Below are 16,846 nucleotides of genomic sequence, written 5' to 3' on the forward strand. Positions count from 1 at the left end.
GTGGGCTCCGTCAGCGGGGCGAAAGGTGACGAAGGATGAAGCTGCAGGGTCAGAAGGTCGGCGTCTTGATCGAAAGCGATTTCTATGAAGACGAGATCTTCTATTATAAGCATCGTTTTGTTGAAGAAGGGATGGAGTTGCATTTCCTCACCCGACTGTGGGGGCAATCTTCATTGACCTTCCTCGGGCACGAGTATCGTGCGCCGTTGACCGCCCACGAGACGTTTGAGGGCATGAGCGATGAGGAGTTGCGCAGTTACGCGGCAATCATTGTGCCATCGGGCATTGTCTCGGATCGCCTGCGTTACACCGAGGATCCCGCGAAGATCCCGCCCGCCACGGAATTTCTCAAACGCGCCTTTGCCGAGCCGGGCATCATCAAGGGCATCATCTGCCATGGGATGTGGCTCGTTGCCCCGGCCCCAGAACTGGTGCGCGGGCGCCCAGTCACCGTGCATAACAACCTGATCAGCGACGCCAAAAATATGGGTGCCCTCTACACCAATCAGGATCTCGTCATTGACGGCGACCTGACGACGGCCCGCACGGGCGGGCATTGCCACCTGCTGGCACGCTCGATCATTGATCAACTCGCCGCCCGTTAACACCAAGGAGGTTCGATGCAATTTCATCACATTGCCCTCACCTGCAATAATGCCGAAGCCGTCGAGTCATTTTATGTCAAGCATTTCGGCTTCCAGCGGGCACGGGTCATCGACCTAGGCGAAAGCAAGATCGTCTTTCTTCGCGCAGGCGAGGCCTATCTGGAACTGTTCGAGACGAAAGAGGCGCCGCCGGTAGAAAAAGCCGGCAACGATGGCCCGGGGTACCCAGGCTGGCGCCATATCGCCTTCAAAGTAGACGATGTCGATGCCACGCTCGCCGCAATGGGCGACGAAGCCAGGGTTACGCTTGGCCCCTTCAGCTTCGACGACTTCATCCCCGGCTGGCGCACCGTCTGGGTCGCCGACCCCGAAGGCAACATCGTCGAAATCTCGCAGGGCTACACCGACGCCGCCTAGACCAAAACCGTGGAAGGGCAAGAAAAAAGCCAGCAGAGCTGGCTTTTTTCTTGCCCTTAACACATTATCGCCCTATTCCCCAAATACCTTCAGATCTTTCGGTAACGCCATAATCGTTCGGCGATTGTGGTTGGCTGTTTTGAGGATCTGATGCTGATGGGTAAGGATCGGTGTTCGTATGAAGCGAGGGGCAATGCGATGGGCCTGAGCAACCTGTTCGGCGAGGCGGCGACGATCGCCGGGCGGCAAACTCTGTACAATAGCGCGCCAGATCAGCGGCGAGGCAAACGTGTAGCGCACATTGCCCACATATTCCATCCACTCCACCTCACCTTGCGCCAGCCCCTCCTGCATCAACGCCGCCGTCGGTACTTCCCGCACAAGATCAAAGGCAAGCAGCGGTTGCATCATGCGCATAATCGCTTGATGATCGCTTCCAAGCGCTTTTGCCATCAAACTCAAACTAAACGATTGACCAGTGACCGCTGCAAGCTGGAGCAACATCTGCGCCTCACTGGGCAAACGACCGACCTGCTCCATCAACAATGCCTGAAGCTCAGGTGAAATATACTCCTGCGCATGGGCAAGCTGCTGCGGATGGAGAGTCCAACTCTCATTATAGCGTACGAGAATCTTGTGCTCAACAAGCTGCGTAACGACCTGCGAGAGCAGAAATGGATTGCCCCCCGACACCTCAGCCAGCGTCGCCGTCAGCATCGTTATCGCCGTCGCATCAAGCCCGGGTAGGCTCTCCACCATCTTCTTGATCGCCCCCTCGTGCAGGCGTCCGAGTTCGCGCACCGCCAGGCCATCACTACGCCGCAGACGCGAGGCAAGGTGCTGCAGTGGATGCGCCACATCGAGCAACTCGGAACGGTATGCCCCAAGGTACCAGATGCGCACCTGCTGACAATGACGGGTCAGGTAGTTGAGGAGATCAATCGTTTCGCCATCGGCGTAGTGCAGATCGTCAAACCAGAGCACAACCTCACCATAGTGGCGTTCGAGCTCAGCAAGGCAGACCGATACAGCTTCAAAGAGGGCCTGCCGCTCAAAGACCGGCACCATCGCGTAGGCGTCAGGCAAACCCGGCGTCAACGCACGCAGCTCGGGCAACAACTGACGCAAAGCCAACTGCCAATGCTCAGGTAGGCGCTGGAACAATTCCGGGTTAGTCTGGAAGCCGACCCGCAGCACATCAACCACAGGCTGAAAAGGTACCGCCTGATGAAAACGCTCACAGCGTGCCCGCAGCACCAGCGACCCGGTACCCGCGATAAAATGCAAGAACTGCTCGACCAGACAGGTCTTGCCAATCCCGGCCACCCCGTGGATCAGGGTAAAACGACCGCACCCACGCTGCACCATGTCGTATTGCTCTCTGAGCCAGAGAAAATCAGCGCCGCGCCCGACAAAGGGGAGCGGCAGCAAACGAGGGGCGCTTTCGGTCAGGGTGAGTGGCTTGCGTGTTGTTGCAGGCGCAACCTCCCCTGCAAGAATACGGTGGTAGAGGCTTTTTGTCTCTTCTTCCGGCTCAATGCCGAGTTCGCGACCAAGAATCTGCTCACACGTTTTATACTGCGCAAGCGCCGCACTACGCTGCCCGCTCAACGCCAAGAGCAGCATCGCATACCGGTGCGCCTCTTCATGCCAGGGCTCGAGCTTTAGCAAGCGCATCGTATAGTGCAACGCCTCGGTATATTCGGCGCACTGCATATGATATTGCGCCAACGCATAACAACTCTGCATCATCAACTGACGCATATGCTCACGCTGCAGCAGCAGCCACTCCTCGAAGAGCAACGCACTCCGCGGTTGCAGCCCGTGCAACAGATCGCCGTGATAGAGTGCGACCGCATCGCGCAACACACTCATCGCGTCGCTGCGGGTCACATCGTACCGTTGCACCGAGCGTTGAAAGAGCGACGCGTCAATCCAGCAAGTCTCGTCAGCCAGCAATGCAACCGTCTTGCGATTGATTTGCATATGATCAGGAAAGAGTTGGCGCAAATTGCACAGCACGACCCGCAAATTTGCCTTGGCCTCGGCTTCTGGCATCTCACTCCAGAGTAGTGCTGCCAGATCGTCACGCGAGTGTGTCTCGCCTGTAATTGCCAGATAACAGAGCAATGCTTCGGCTTTATTTGAAACAAAACCTGTGATCCGCTTGCCGCCGTACGTGATGCGAGTGTGCCCAAACAACTCAAGATTGAGCATGACCGTCATCGTACTCAGACCTCCTGCGTAGATTCGATCACCATTGAGTATCTACACTCCCCGGCAAGGGAATGCGCTATATATTGGGGACAGCCAGGAGTTGCAAGTGATAAAACGCAGTATAGCATAAAATTCCCTCGTGAGACCACCATGAAGGAATTGTCATCTAGGGCGCTTGCATCGACGGTGCCGGATGTTCCGCCCAGCACAAAAGCCCGCAATGCGGGCTTTTGTGCTGGGCAAAAAGACCCTTATTCGTAGCGCAGCGCCTCAATCGGCTGAAGCATCGCGGCGCGGCGTGCCGGATACAAGCCAAAACCGAGGCCGACAAAAACTGCGAAGACGAGCGCGATGACCACGGCTGTCCACGAGATCGCTGCGGCAATGCCGGTCGCCACCCCAATCAAGAGCACAATGCTAATGGCGCCAGCAATGCCAATCAAGCTCCCTACCAGGCTCAGCGCCAGCGCTTCCAACACAAATTGCCCGAGCACATCGCCATCCGAAGCCCCCAGCGCTTTGCGTACCCCGATCTCACGGGTACGTTCGGTGACGGCAACCAGCATAATATTCATAATGCCAATGCCACCCACCACCAGGCTGATCCCGGCAACCAGGGCGATGAAACCAGTGATCGCGCCATTGATGCCCGCCAGCACCCCAAGCGCCTGCGTCGGCAGGTTGAGGCTAAAATCGTCAATCGCTTCAGGTGGCACCTCACGTGATGTCCGCAGGGCACTCACAATCAACGTCTCGGCCTCATCAACAATCTGCTCGCTCGTGATGCCAATCAGGATGCTGCTCATCTCCAGGCCCCGACCGGGCAGGTCAAGGTTGCCAATCAAGCGCAGGCGTACCGTGCTGACCGGCGCAAAGACTCGGCTATCGGTCGAAAAAGGGCCACCATTGCTATCAACAATGCCAATCACCGTAATCGGCTGGCCGTTAATCTCAACACTACGCCCAAGCGCAGCCTTCAACGCTTCGTCGTCGGCCCCAAAGAGATCACGGGCAACCGAGTAACCAACCACGCCCACCCGCGCGCCCGCCGCCTCGTCTTCCGCCGTCAAAAAACGCCCGGCGAGCATCGGCACCGTCTGGACCGCTTTATAGTCTTCCGTGGTGCCAACAAGCAGTGCCTGGACCGCCGTTGTTCCAGCGCGGACATTCGTGCTGACAGCGACCTCGGGAACGACCAGGCGGAAGAGGTCAGGTCGCTGCGCTGCCATCTCTTCGAGTACCTGATAATCCTGGATCGAGAGCAAGCCATAGCCGGGAACGTTGCGCGCCCCCTTCGCATTGGGATCGCCCGGCAGCACGGCAACCCGCCGGGTGCCAAGATCAATGAATTGCTCGAAGACGCTGCTCTGCAAGGCGTTGCCAAGTGATAAAACGGCAACCAGCGTCCCAGCACCAATAATAATACCGAGCATCGTCAGCAAGGAACGAAATTTATTGGCCCGTAAACTATCAAAGGCCATACCAATTTGCTCTTTGAGCATAGATCTTCTTTTCCTCTTCTGTGGCCTACCCCTACCAGTCTACCTGGTAGGGGTAGCGCTTTTTGTTACGCTTCGCGCTTGACCGGCACCGGCACTGGCTCAAGGTGATGCTCACGCTCCACCTGCTCGAAGACCTCGACGCCATAGTACTCGGTCAGAATATTTTCGGCGAGGCGGCCATCACGTAGGCCGATGACGCGATCCATATGACGCCCAATTTCAGGATCGTGGGTCACAATCACAATCGTGCGCCCTTCGTCACGGTTGAGTTCGCGAAACAGCGCCATAATCTCGGCCCCGGTGCGGGTATCAAGCGCACCTGTTGGCTCGTCAGCCAGAATGATCGCCGGGTTGTGGACAAGTGCCCGTGCAATGGCAACCCGTTGCTTTTGCCCACCCGAGAGCGTGCCGGGCAAATTATCAATCTTATGCCCCAGTCCGACTGCCTCAAGCGCAGCCTGCGCTTTGCGCCGCCGCTCACGGCCATCAACGCGCCCATAGACCATCGGCAATTCGACGTTTTGCAACGCACTCAACCGCGGCAACAGGTTAAAGTTCTGAAAGACAAACCCGAGTTTCCGATTGCGCACCCGCGCCTGCTCCAACCGACTCAGGTTGCTTACGTCCTGATCATCGAGGATGTAGCTCCCCGCAGTTGGGGTGTCAAGCAGCCCAATCAAGGTCATCAGCGTACTCTTGCCACTCCCCGACGGTCCCATGATTGCCACCATCTCGCCCTGGTTGATCGTGACCGAGACATCATCAAGGGCACGGAACATGCCATCGCCCGTCGGAAAGTCTTTGATCATCTGCTCGATCTGCACAATTGGTCGTGTTATATAATCGGTAGTCATTTGACCTGATGCTTTCTAGATTTGTGTATCTTCCGGGAAGGTTCGCGACCTTACGGCAAGGCAACCTCATCACCCTCTACCAGGCCACTAACAATCTCGACCCGGTCACTTGTGCGCAGTCCCACCTCGACGGTGCGCTCTTCAATTGTGCGCTCGCCATTGGCATCGGTCACCACCACGCCCACAAGCTGCTGACCGCCTTCGCTGCGCACCGCACTCGTTGGTACCGTCAGCACGTCGCTCCGCTCGTCCGCAACAATCGTCGCACTCGCCGTCATCCCAGGCTTGAGCGCACTGTCGTCAGGATCAATTTCGACCGTCACCTGATAGGCCGTGACACTGCTACCACTCTGGGGGAGCGACTCAAGGCTCACCACCGTGCCCGGCAGGGTCTCACCCAGGGCGTCAAGCAAGACCTGCACGTTCTGCCCAAGCTGGACACGGGCAATATCAACTTCGTCAACGGTCACTTTGACCAGGAAGCGGCTGACATCAATCAAGACCAGCGGGATCGTGTTGCCGACAGTTTCGCCTGGGGCAACATTGAGCGCTGCGACAACGCCATCAAACGGTGCCCGCAAGATTGTATCGTCAAGCTGGATCTGGGCCTGGTCAAGCTGAGCCCGCGCCTGCGCAACACCCGCCTCGGCCCGTGCGAGGTTGCTCGCCTGCGGATCAGCGGTCAGTTGCTCAAGGCGCGCACGGGCAGCTTCGACGTTTGCCGACTGGGCGGCAATGGCACCACTGCGCTGCGCCCCCGTCAAACGGGCCAGTTCAGCCTCGGCCCGGGCAAGCTGGGCGCGCGCCGAAGCCCGCACATCAGCCTCGGCACCGGTCAACAGGGTGTCAAGGTCAGTCTGGGCGGCCTGCACCCGCGCTTCGGCACTGGCAAGCCCACTGATCTCGTTCTGGATAGCATTCTGATATTCAACATCGGCCTGACGCAGCCCAGCCTCGGCGTCGGCAAGGGCGAGTGTCGCCCGTTCAAGCGCAACCACATAATCCTGGGTCTGCGCATTAGTCAAGGAGCGGAGGGTACGCGGATCAGTCTCGTAGGTCTTGACGTGCTCGAGATCCCAGTAGGCAGTGCTGTAGGCGCTCTGCGCATTGCGCACCGCATTCGCCCGCGTCTCCACATTCTTGCTGGCCTGCTCTTTGGCAGCTGCAAGGGTGCTGCGCTGACGCTCAAGGTCGGCCTGAGTTTCGGCAAGCGTCGAGGCTGCACGGGTACGAGCATCGTTACGCGGGCCAGCCTCGATCACCGCGAGCCGTGCGCGGGCCTCTTCAACTGCCGCACGTGCCGCATTGATATCGGCACCCGTGACACTCCCCTGGGTCTGCACCAGATTGCCCTGGGCCGCCTGGATCTGGGCCGATGCTTCGGCAATCTGCGCCTCGGTCGCGCCCTCTTTCACCGCAATCAGATCGGCCTCGGCACGGGCCAGGGCCGCAGCACTTGCATCACGCGCCGCCGTCAACTGACGATCATCAAGTCGCACCAGCATATCGCCAGCGGCCACCCGTTCACCGGTTGACACCAGTACCTCGACCACCCGCCCGCTCGCCAGACCAAACGCGAGATTGGCCTGCACCCGCGGCTCGACCGAGCCCGTCGCACTCACGCCAAGGCGCAGATCACTGCGCGTCACCGGCGCAAGCGTCGTTGTTGCCAGCGGATCAGCTTGACCACCCGCAAAGCTACGAAAACCCAGGGTGGCAAGCACAGCCACAACAAGAATACCAGCAATAATAGCCGCGATTGAAAGACGGCGGCGATTAGTTGAACGCGATTGAGGAAGCGTGGTCATGTATTATTCCTTCGTTATGCCAACACCATGTAAAAAAAGATCAACGAGAGTATGTGGATTAAGATCCGATGTTCCAAAAAGTGTTTCCGGCTGATGTTCCCAACCCTCAAGCGTACGTGGGGCAAATTCTTGAAACGCCTCGGCCATGCCCATAAACATCTTGGCCAGCGTCAACGCGCTATAGCGCGCCAGTTCACCATCGGCCAAGCCAGTCTCCATCACCCCTACAATCGGGGTAAAGAGTTGCGCGTAAAAGGCCCGGCCAAGGATCGCCCGGTGCCCCGGCCCCAGGTGCGCCGCCATTTCGTGGCGCATCAGGCGCATATCGGTATCGCGGTTGGCCATCAAGACAGCCGCCACCGCAACCAGACGTGCATCCAGACCGCCTGGCGTTCTTGCCGCATAGCACAACCGTTCACCCATCTCGGCCAGTACCCGCAACCCCATCTGCACAAACAGTGCCTCTTTGTCCGCAAAGTAGTAGTAGAGCGTCGGCTTGGTAACATCAGCCTCTCTGATAATGTCATTGATCGAAACAGCCTTGTAGCCACGCTGCAAGAAGAGGTTGCTCGCAGCATCAACAATCTTGACCGCAGTCGGGCTACTCACTGGCTCGAAGTCTTGCATGGATCGGAACCTTCCTGACCGGTCAGTAAACATATAAAGCCATAAAATTTTCAAATCTTACCGACCGGTTAGGAAGAGTATACCGCGATGCACAGGCTTTGTCAATACCCTGGGGCCAAAAAAAGCAAAACCCGCGTATATTACGCGGGTTTTGCACAGGTTTGGCTCAGCAGCAGCTCAGCGCCTGATTTGCAGGTTATAGACCACCACGACGACCACCAGCGGCAGCAGCAGGCCAACGATCAACAGTTCGCCCAAGCCACCGAGGTTGAGCAAACGCATCCCAAAGAGGGCAACTGCCGCCGAGAGGCCACCCGCAACCGGGGCCAGCCAGAGGTTGCCCCCCTGTTGAAACGCCCGCCCAACAAGCGCCGTGCCCAATCCGGCCCCAACGCCAAACCCAAACGAGGCCCCCAACACGCCTACGGTCAACAAACCCATGCCGAGTTGCTGCGCAAACAGCAAGCCCGCGACCAGATAAATCGCCCCGCCAATTACGACCGCGCCAAGTATTCCACCCAGGATCGCACCCCCAACCTCGGCCAGAATCGTCTGCGCCGAAGGTGTTGCTGATCCACGTGCATCACGCATACCTTCCTCCTTGGTCTTGGGTTCATGCACAAGGCCACGGACTGCTGGCCTCGTGCGTGAACGTAAGCGTCTCTCGCCCTCCTCATCGCTTCTGCACGCGCACAAAAGCCAGCATAGCTGGCTTTTGTGCGCGTGCAATCCTGGGGTTGGACCCCCAAACCTCAGCCGAAGGGCGTACGCCCTTGAGCCATCTTACACCGGACTCACCAGAACCTCAATGGTCGTCGGGTTGCCCCGGGTAATCACCAGGTTCTGGGTCGTCGAAATAAAGCGCAGTTGACCATCAATCGTGATCCGCGCCTGCACCGCATAGGTGTAGGCCGGGTTGATCTGCGCCGGGTTGAAGGGCAACACAAAGGGCAGAGGTACCTGCTGCCCACCCGACACATAGGTGTCGCTCGCCAAGACCACCGCCGGAGCATCGGCCCGCGAGATATCCACCAGTTGTACCTGAACAATCGCGTTGGGCAGCAGGGCAATCCGTGGCAGGTACGTCACGGTGCCACTCACCACACTCTGCCGACTCGCACTCGGGCGATAGACCAGCGTCTGGCGACCCTGATCATAGGCAATGCGCAACTCGTTGTTGACAATGGTAAATGGCCGCGCACCCTGCAACGCCGCCAGCACCGCCTGCTCTTGCGCTGCCAGCGTATCGCTCGTACACAATGCCAGCGTCGTTGCCAACGGCTGGAAGGTCACGGTCGTCCCGTTCAGGCTGTACCCACCATTGAAGTTGTTACAACCCGTGCGGCCCATCACGCGCATTCCATCAAACATGATCGTCGCAGGCTCTTCAGCGGCAAGGCGAGGCGCATTGGTATCGCCAAACGCAACCAGTTGCCATGCGCCGGCTTCGAGCGCCGCCGCACCGATATTCCGATAGACCAGGGCCTGCCGCCCGTCATCATAGCTAATCCGCAGATCGTTGCCCGCCAATGTGAACGAACGCACTTCTTGCAGTCCCGCAAAGATCGCTTGCTCCTGCGCATCCAACGTCGGCTCGGCACAGGCAATCAAGGTCGAAATCAGCGGGCCAAAGCTCAGTTGATTGTTATTGACCGTATACGCTCCGCCAAAGGTATTGCATCCGGTCGAGCCGCTCGCACGTTCCCCATCAAAGGCAAGCGTGGAAGCCTGACCAGCGTACGCCGCCTGCGGCGCATTGACATTGCCAAAGGCCACCAGTTGCCACGGCCCACGCTGGAGAGCCATTGCCGGAGCCTCAATCGTCTCGGCACCAAGGCGCCCAAACAGCACATTGAACGGTGGCCGATTTTCGGGGTGCAACTCGAAGCGCGCCCGCTCAAACCACTGCACCGTATACGCTTTGCCCTCAATGACCTCGGTCATCGGCTGCGAAATGGGATAGCCAAAGAGGGCGAGGCTCTCTTCAAACGTGATGCCAGGTCGCCCGGCAAAGTTCAGGCCATAGCTCCGAAACGCGGTCAGAAATTCGTCACAGACAATGAAGCCTGTCTCACGGAAGAGCGCGCAACGCTCAGCATCGGCTTCGGCTTCGCTATCAGGACGCGCGAAGCTTTGCCAATCGCGGCCCTGGCGGCCAAGCGTATCCACCCCGATGCGCCCAAGCAGCACATTGTACGGGGCCGCATTCTCCGGGTGAATTTCAAGGCGGTGACGCTCAAACCACTGCGCCTGACGCACGACCCCATCTTCGCCCATCATCGCCTGCTGGGGGCCAAGCGGCAACCCAAAGACCGCCAGACCACCATTCTGTTCCCAGTATTCACGAATCGTGCCACTGATACAATAGCCCGTCTCGGCAAAACAGCGCCCCTCAGTCTGGGCATGGGCCACAGGATGACCTGGACCAAACAGCGTCGCGATCATGGCAAAGGCAAGCAAGAGGGCAAAGCCAAGTGTTTTCATTCGCATCATTGCAAACTCCATAACTAGACAGAATCCCAATCAGAACATACCATCCACACCACCGACCAACCCTAGCCCTGGGGATAGTATTTGCAGGGCGATTGCATCTTCCGTGTATGCACCCCGCCAAGGCACCCGCAAGGGCACCCGCAAGGGGTGCCCGTACCGGGGCGGGGGCCGAATCCGGTGTACGGGCACCCCTTGCGGGTGCCCCGTTGTATCCGATTTCGTATAATGCAATCGCCCTGATAGTATTTGCTCTCGGTAGGGCTGTGGGTGCCTGCGGCACCCACAGCCCTACCGAAAGGTCAGATTTGGGCATCGCAGGCCCACTAAAGAACAGGCGCTGCCGTCAAAACCCAATCACGATACAACCGATCCAGATCACAGCCACAGGCTTCTTCGGCCACCTGCAACAAGTCGTCACCAACGAGATCGCGGTAGCGCCCAAAAGTATAGTAGTTCTGGAGAAACCGGGTAAACGCCGCTTCACCGATCTCCGCACGCAAGGCGTGAAAGAAGAGCGCCCCTTTGCCATAGACAATCGGCACATAGATGCCCCTGAGTTCCGAGGGTGGGGTTGCCAGCGGGACATCGCGCCCTCGCTCGCGTACCTGACGGTACATATCACGAAACCCTTCGAGTTCACTCAAGGCAACATCAAACGCACCGATGCCCTCATAGTACAGGATCTGCGCGTAGCTTGCCATGCCTTCATCCAGCCAGGCTTCGCCCTGCGCATCGTTGCCAACCAGACTGTACCACCACTGATGGGCAATTTCATGCGCCACCGTCGTTTCGAGCCCCCGCGCATTGCGGGCATAGAGCTGCTGGTCAATCAAGACAACCCCTGGGTACTCCATCCCGAGGAAAGTGGTCATCGCGCCTTCAATCACTTCAAGTTCAGCGAGCGGATATTGCCCATACCGTGCATTGAAGACCCGCAGCGCCTGCTCAGTCACCTGCAACGCCCGCTGGCCCGCCCGAGCATGGGCCGGTTGATAGTGGCTGATAATGCGTGTCCCAGCGACTTCGCCACTGACCTGCGCCAACCCACGGGTTGCCCCCAGATAAAATTCGCGCTGCGGGCCACTCACAAAACGCTCGCGCCGCACGCCTGGAGTGACGGCTTCACGCGCCACCGCGACCCCTGTCGTCACTAGGGTCCAGTCGACCGGTACATCAATGGTGACATCATACAGAGCGGTACTGCTCACCACAAAATCGCCCCGACTCTCGATGGGGCGCTCGTCCCAACCACCCTCAGTCTTTTGACGTGCCAGGATCGGGTAAAAATTCGCCATCGACCAGAGGCCAGCTTCCTGATTGAAGGCCCCAAAGGTTCGCGCACTCGCATTGCGCGGCGTCCGCGCCACAAAGCTCATTTCCACCTCAACCGTCGCCCCCGGCAGCAACGGTCGGGCCAGTTCTAGCCAGAAAAGACTGTCATCATAGGCCGTCCCCGACGCCACCGGCACACCATTGATCGTCGCCGACGTGACATCAAGCCGCCCGCCAAAATCAGGATGGTTTGGATAGAGATGAAACACAATCCGTGGATGCGGTGTTGCGGTACGATTCGTGACGAGGATCTGCACCGTTCCACGCACGCGCTGCTCGCCAGGGTTCAGCGCCGCCACAATGGTGTAACGCTCCCAGGCCGCAGCCTGTTTGAGATCGGTCACATACGCAGGCAACATCGCCGCGACCTGGGCCGCAACAAAGGGATCGTCTGCAAACAGGTCAGGAGTTGGCGTCGGCGTTGATTTAGCTTGCCGGTCAGCGGATGCTTGCTCGTACTCGGCCACAACAGGCGAAGGTTGCGCCACAGCCAGTGCCGCTGGCGCCAACAGGGCAGAAGTTTGTGCCGAATCGCGTCGCTGGGCAGCCACAAAGGGGGTGCAACTGCTCAAAAAGAGCATCAACACCAGAAGCAACATCAACAGCCGGAACCGCCTAAGTGATAGTAGCATTTTCCTCTTGATCATGGTATCCTGAGCATGTCAACCCAACACACTCTAGCACAGTCTGGGCACTCATTTCAACCGGGAGTGGTCAACTGGGGAAAGAAGGAGAAGGGTTATGACGTTCTTAAAGCCATACTTCTCACGTACACACTGGTTTGTTGATCAGGCCACGTTGCGCGATACCGCCTTGATGATAGCAGAGCGCCCAGAGGCACCCAACACTGATCCGCTCTATACCTGCTTCTGTGTTGCCCCACGCCTCATCTACGCACCCGGCGAGCCCCGCCTTGTTCAGACGCTCTCATGGGCAACCTTCCTGACCAGGTTGCCCATGCATGGGCCGTAATGCGGTTGACGGGCGATCCCCGTCAGACCTGTCAGGCGTGCGCCGTGACATGGCCCCGGTATCCCCAGGATCACTACGGCGCGCACCTGGCAGGTTTCCCGCAGAGACCCGCCGCACGCCCCATGGCCGTAAGGCCGAAGCACGCGCCCCACACGCCGCACCTTCACCCCACGCCTGGGCATGCGCGTGCTTCGGCCCTACGATCCCGCCGCACACCCCATGGCCGTCGCCGCACCCCGCGCCCCGCCGCACACCCCATGGCCGTCGCCGCACCCCGCGCCCCGCCGCACGCCCCATGGCCGCCGCCGCACACCACGCCACTCTACGCCCACCATGTCATTCCCACGCACGCGGGATGACAGATGCCCCCTTTGCGGCCCCTCTCTCCCTCAGAGGTTCAGCAACGACGGTGCCGCCTTGCCCGTCAGTACCGCTACCAGATTCTCGGCGGCGAGCGTCGCCATCCGGGTGCGCGTCGCGACGGTCGCACTCCCGATGTGCGGCACGGCAACACAGTTGGGCAGGCGCAACAGAGGGTGATCAGGGCCAATTGGTTCACGCTCAAAGACATCAATGCCAGCAGCCTGGGGCCGTCCGGCTTGCAGGGCGGCCACCAGTTCGGCCTCGCGCACAATTGGCCCGCGCGCGACATTGACAAAGATCGCCGTCGGCTTCATCAAGGCAAATTCGCGTGCCCCGAACATGCCCCTGGTTTCGTCACTCAAAGGTACCGTTACCACCACAACGTCACTGCTGCTCAGCAGTTCATCAAGGGCAAGGTAGGTCGCCCCGGTAGTAGCTTCGACAGCAGAGTTGGGAGTGCGGTTATGGTAGCCCAGCGCCATGCCAAACCCTTGCGCCCGCCGCAGCACGGCCTGGCCGATACGTCCGGCACCTACCACGCCAAGCCGCGAACCATAGATGTCTACGCCAACCATCTGCATTGGGTACCACGGGCCCCATCCGCCCGCTTCGATCAGCTTCTGCCCTTCGACAAGGCGCCGTGCGGCGGCAAGCATCAGCGCCCACGCCAGATCCGCCGTTGTTTCCGTTACTACGCCTGGCGTATTGCTGACCTGAACCCCCCGCCTCCGGCATGCCGCAAGATCAAGATTGTCATAGCCAACCGCCATGTTGGCAACCATCCGCAGATGAGGCCCCGCAGCCAGCAATTCGTCGTCAACACGATCCGTGAGCAGCGACAAGAGCCCCTCGGCCTCGGCAACGCCGTTCAACAAGGCCTCACGAGGGCACGGGCGCACCTCGTCATCCCAGAGGGTAATGGTACACGCCGCCGCGAGCATCTCCATGGCTGCCGCCGGCAAACGGCGGGTCAAAAAAACAACTGGCTTCTTCATAGACTCTGCCTCAACTGCGCAAGCAACTCCTGCTTGAGATCCCACAGGGGCTGCGATAACGAGACGTGGTAAATGTGCGGATTCATAATGCGCCGTACCCCCACATCAAGGCCGGCAATGTCGTGATCGCGCTGCGCCCTGATCGCCTCAAGCGTCGGCAACGGCGCAACAAGCCGTCCTTGATCCAGCACCTTGACCAGCAGCGGCTCAATGGCCCGCAATGCCGCCCGTTCCAGAATGCGTTGCTGCGTATGATCGTTCGGATGCCGCAAGACAAGTTGCCCGGCCTTCGTCGGATCTTCTTCCTCGAGCGTCAAGAGGTCGGCGGTGGCCTGCCCTCGATCATCATAGAGCCGCCAGGCCTGTTTGAGCCCCGGATTGGTCATTTTGGAAGGCGTGTCGGCCAACTTGATCGCCGGTCGCCACGTTCCACCCTGCTGCATCGCTACCAGTTTGTAAACGCCTCCCAGCGCACCTTCACCATGCGATGTCACCAACCGGGTTCCAACCCCATACACCAGGCGACGCAGAATCGCGTCGGCATCAGCCGCATAGCGCCGCGCCTCCTCGACAATCTGCGTCTGAATCTGCCAGATCACCAGTTCATCAAGATCGCTCGAAAGCACAATCGCCGTCTCGGGGAAGCCCGCCCGGTCAAGCAAGAGAGCCGACTGGATCGCGAGATAGGCCAGGTCGCCCGAGTCGAGGCGAATACCCACCGGACGATGCCCCTTCGCCCGCAGTTCCTCAAAGACACGGATCGCATTCGGCACGCCACTCTCAAGCGTATTGAGCGTATCAACCAGCAAGAGGCAATCATCAGGATAGACCTCGGCATAGGCACGAAAGGCGTCCAGTTCACTCGACCCAAGGGCCAGAAAGACCTGCACGAGCGAGTGGGCATGGGTGCCTTTGGGCGGCACGCCGAGTGTACTCGAAAGCCCAACATTCGAGGTAAAGTCGGCCCCGCCAATCAGGGCCGCCCGTGTCCCCGCATTTGCGCCGCGCTCTTGGCCCCGCCGCAACCCGAACTCGAGCACCATGCTCGCCCGGCTCACTTCACGGATGCGCGCCGCCTTGGTCGCAATCAAGGTTTGGTAGTTGAGCTGATTCAGCAACGCCGTTTCGAGGATCTGCGCCATGGCGAGCGGCCCTCGCACAATGCTCAACGGCACCCCAGGATGCACCACCCGCCCCTCGGGAATCGCCCAGAGGCTAAGACTGTCAAAACCACCACAGCCCTTCAGGTAGGCCAGAAAATCGTCACCAAAGAGCTGGCCGCCCGTCGCGTTGCGCTGCGCACGCAAATAGGCGAGATCTTCCTCGCGAAAGGTCACCTCTTGCATCCAATCAACCAGCCAGGCGAGCCCGGCACTGATGCAATAACCGGCGGTATGCAGACCATAATCAGGATACCGCCGAAAAAAATGATCGAATTGCGCGGTCTGCTCATGCAAGCCCTGGCGAAAATAGAGCTGGGCCATACTAAGTTGATACTGATCCGTAAAGAGAATGCCTTCAGCCGTACGCCGATCCTCTGGTCGCATGATGCCCCCTCGCTATTAGTGTCCAATAGACACCATCATAGCGGGCAAGCGTCAAGCTGTCAAGCCTCATTGCCTCTCTTCGCAACAAAGGCTATACTAGAAGGATTAGGTTGCAAAAAGGAGACACACTATGCCCATTCCGCGGCACCCCGCGAAACACGGCTCACCAGCCCATTTCAACCCCGAGGATCACCTCGACTACTTCCGCAACGTCGGGCTTGCCCCTGGCTCTTTGCAGCCTGCCGCAGCCATCTTTTGTTACCAGCGCACCCTCTTACGCCACGTCGTGGATACCGAACAACCCTCACGCATTCCTTGTGTGACCGGGATGCTCTATCCGCTCCCTTCGACTGGGGGTTCAGTCGTGCTCGCGGCTGAATTTGGCATTGGCGCACCCGCTGCGGCGATGACAATGGAACTGCTCGTGGCGATGGGGGTTCGTCGCTTTATCAATATTGGTACCGCCGGTGGTCTTACCCCCAATCTGACCGTGGGCGACCTGACGATCTGCACTTCGGCCATTCGCGACGAGGGTGTCTCACATCACTATCTGGCCGATCCCCACGCCCCAGCCCTCCCTACGCACCAGTTGACCGAAGACTTCGCTGCGGCCCTGCACCAACATGGCCTCACGCCACCCCGCGGTTCAACCTGGACAACCGATGCGCCCTTCCGCGAAACCCGCGCCGAGATTGCCCACTATCAACAAGAGGGTGTGTTAACCGTCGAAATGGAGACAGCAGCCCTCTTTGCCGTTGCCAATCTCCGCCAGGTCGAGATCGCCGCTGGCTTTGTCATCAGCGATGTCCTTTCCGGCGAAGCCTGGAATCCACAGTTTCGCGCCGCCGAAACAGCACGCGGTCTCGTCAGCCTCTTTGAAGCAGCGCGGGCGACGTTAACTGAAACTCCGGTGCCTTGAAGCTCGCTGGGGCGATTGCAAATTGCACATGTGTGATTGTCGCCTGCGCCCGGCACCCCCGTACGGGCACGGCGCCGCCGTGCCCCCACCGCCGCCGTGCCCCCGTACGGGCACGGCTTGCCCGTGCCCCCACCGCCGTGCTTTTGGGGGTAGGTTTTTTTATTCACGGGCCGAGGGAGCGTCATGACGTTCGTT

General features: G+C 59.3%; 14 protein-coding genes. 4 read left to right on the top strand and 10 right to left on the bottom strand.

Translation table 11 applies throughout. The annotated features are described in order from the left end of the window. Positions 1–35 precede the first annotated feature (35 nt). Positions 36–605, top strand: coding sequence for a DJ-1/PfpI family protein (locus tag EYB53_RS14825; RefSeq protein WP_135479216.1), 570 nt, complete (start codon positions 36–38; stop codon positions 603–605). Between the two features lie 15 nt (positions 606–620). Further along, entirely contained in the window at positions 621–1,022 is a 402-nt protein-coding gene (locus EYB53_RS14830; protein WP_135479217.1) for a VOC family protein, read from the top strand. 72 nt (positions 1,023–1,094) lie between these two features. On the opposite strand, the gene EYB53_RS14835 is transcribed toward EYB53_RS14830, so the two are convergent. From EYB53_RS14835 to EYB53_RS14870, 8 genes are all read right to left on the bottom strand, one after another. Further along, entirely contained in the window at positions 1,095–3,248 is a 2,154-nt protein-coding gene (locus EYB53_RS14835) for an ATP-binding protein (protein WP_135479218.1), read from the bottom strand. A 242-nt stretch (positions 3,249–3,490) separates the two neighbouring features. After that, positions 3,491–4,741 carry an ABC transporter permease gene (locus EYB53_RS14840; protein ID WP_135479219.1) on the bottom strand — a complete coding sequence of 417 codons (1,251 nt, stop codon included), beginning with the start codon at positions 4,739–4,741 and terminating at the stop codon, positions 3,491–3,493. Between the two features lie 65 nt (positions 4,742–4,806). After that, positions 4,807–5,595, bottom strand: a complete 789-nt coding sequence (locus EYB53_RS14845) for an ABC transporter ATP-binding protein (RefSeq protein ID WP_135479220.1) — start codon at positions 5,593–5,595, stop codon at positions 4,807–4,809. Between the two features lie 50 nt (positions 5,596–5,645). Further along, positions 5,646–7,403, bottom strand: a complete 1,758-nt coding sequence (locus EYB53_RS14850) for an efflux RND transporter periplasmic adaptor subunit (protein ID WP_135479221.1) — start codon at positions 7,401–7,403, stop codon at positions 5,646–5,648. A 3-nt stretch (positions 7,404–7,406) separates the two neighbouring features. Beyond that, positions 7,407–8,030: a TetR/AcrR family transcriptional regulator gene (locus EYB53_RS14855; RefSeq protein ID WP_135479222.1), complete on the bottom strand. Its 624-nt coding sequence runs from the start codon at positions 8,028–8,030 to the stop codon at positions 7,407–7,409. Between the two features lie 177 nt (positions 8,031–8,207). Then, a complete protein-coding gene (locus EYB53_RS14860) occupies positions 8,208–8,621 on the bottom strand; it encodes a hypothetical protein (protein WP_135479223.1) in 414 nt (137 codons plus the stop codon). A 192-nt stretch (positions 8,622–8,813) separates the two neighbouring features. Then, positions 8,814–10,523, bottom strand: coding sequence for an META domain-containing protein (locus EYB53_RS14865; RefSeq protein WP_135479224.1), 1,710 nt, complete (start codon positions 10,521–10,523; stop codon positions 8,814–8,816). A gap of 323 nt (positions 10,524–10,846) precedes the next feature. After that, positions 10,847–12,487 carry a M1 family metallopeptidase gene (locus EYB53_RS14870; RefSeq protein ID WP_254151084.1) on the bottom strand — a complete coding sequence of 547 codons (1,641 nt, stop codon included), beginning with the start codon at positions 12,485–12,487 and terminating at the stop codon, positions 10,847–10,849. Between the two features lie 109 nt (positions 12,488–12,596). Here EYB53_RS14870 and EYB53_RS14875 point away from each other — a divergent pair, with 109 nt between their 5' ends. Beyond that, the gene (locus EYB53_RS14875) at positions 12,597–12,827 is read left to right on the top strand and encodes a hypothetical protein (RefSeq protein ID WP_135479225.1); all 231 of its coding nucleotides are present in this window, start codon (positions 12,597–12,599) and stop codon (positions 12,825–12,827) included. A gap of 389 nt (positions 12,828–13,216) precedes the next feature. On the opposite strand, the gene EYB53_RS14880 is transcribed toward EYB53_RS14875, so the two are convergent. Both EYB53_RS14880 and EYB53_RS14885 read right to left on the bottom strand, forming a co-directional pair. After that, positions 13,217–14,185 carry a 2-hydroxyacid dehydrogenase gene (locus EYB53_RS14880; protein ID WP_135479226.1) on the bottom strand — a complete coding sequence of 323 codons (969 nt, stop codon included), beginning with the start codon at positions 14,183–14,185 and terminating at the stop codon, positions 13,217–13,219. Then, complete coding sequence (locus EYB53_RS14885) at positions 14,182–15,732, bottom strand: nicotinate phosphoribosyltransferase (RefSeq protein ID WP_135479227.1); 1,551 nt, start codon at positions 15,730–15,732, stop codon at positions 14,182–14,184. Before EYB53_RS14885 ends, EYB53_RS14880 begins: the two co-directional genes overlap by 4 nt. Positions 15,733–15,862: 130 nt before the next feature. Between EYB53_RS14885 and EYB53_RS14890 the strand changes: the two genes are divergently transcribed. Then, a complete protein-coding gene (locus EYB53_RS14890) occupies positions 15,863–16,651 on the top strand; it encodes a nucleoside phosphorylase (RefSeq protein WP_135479228.1) in 789 nt (262 codons plus the stop codon). Positions 16,652–16,846: the final 195 nt, after the last annotated feature.

The sequence above is a fragment of the Candidatus Chloroploca mongolica genome (assembly GCF_004762035.2).
GTDB lineage: Bacteria > Chloroflexota > Chloroflexia > Chloroflexales > Chloroflexaceae > Chloroploca > Chloroploca mongolica.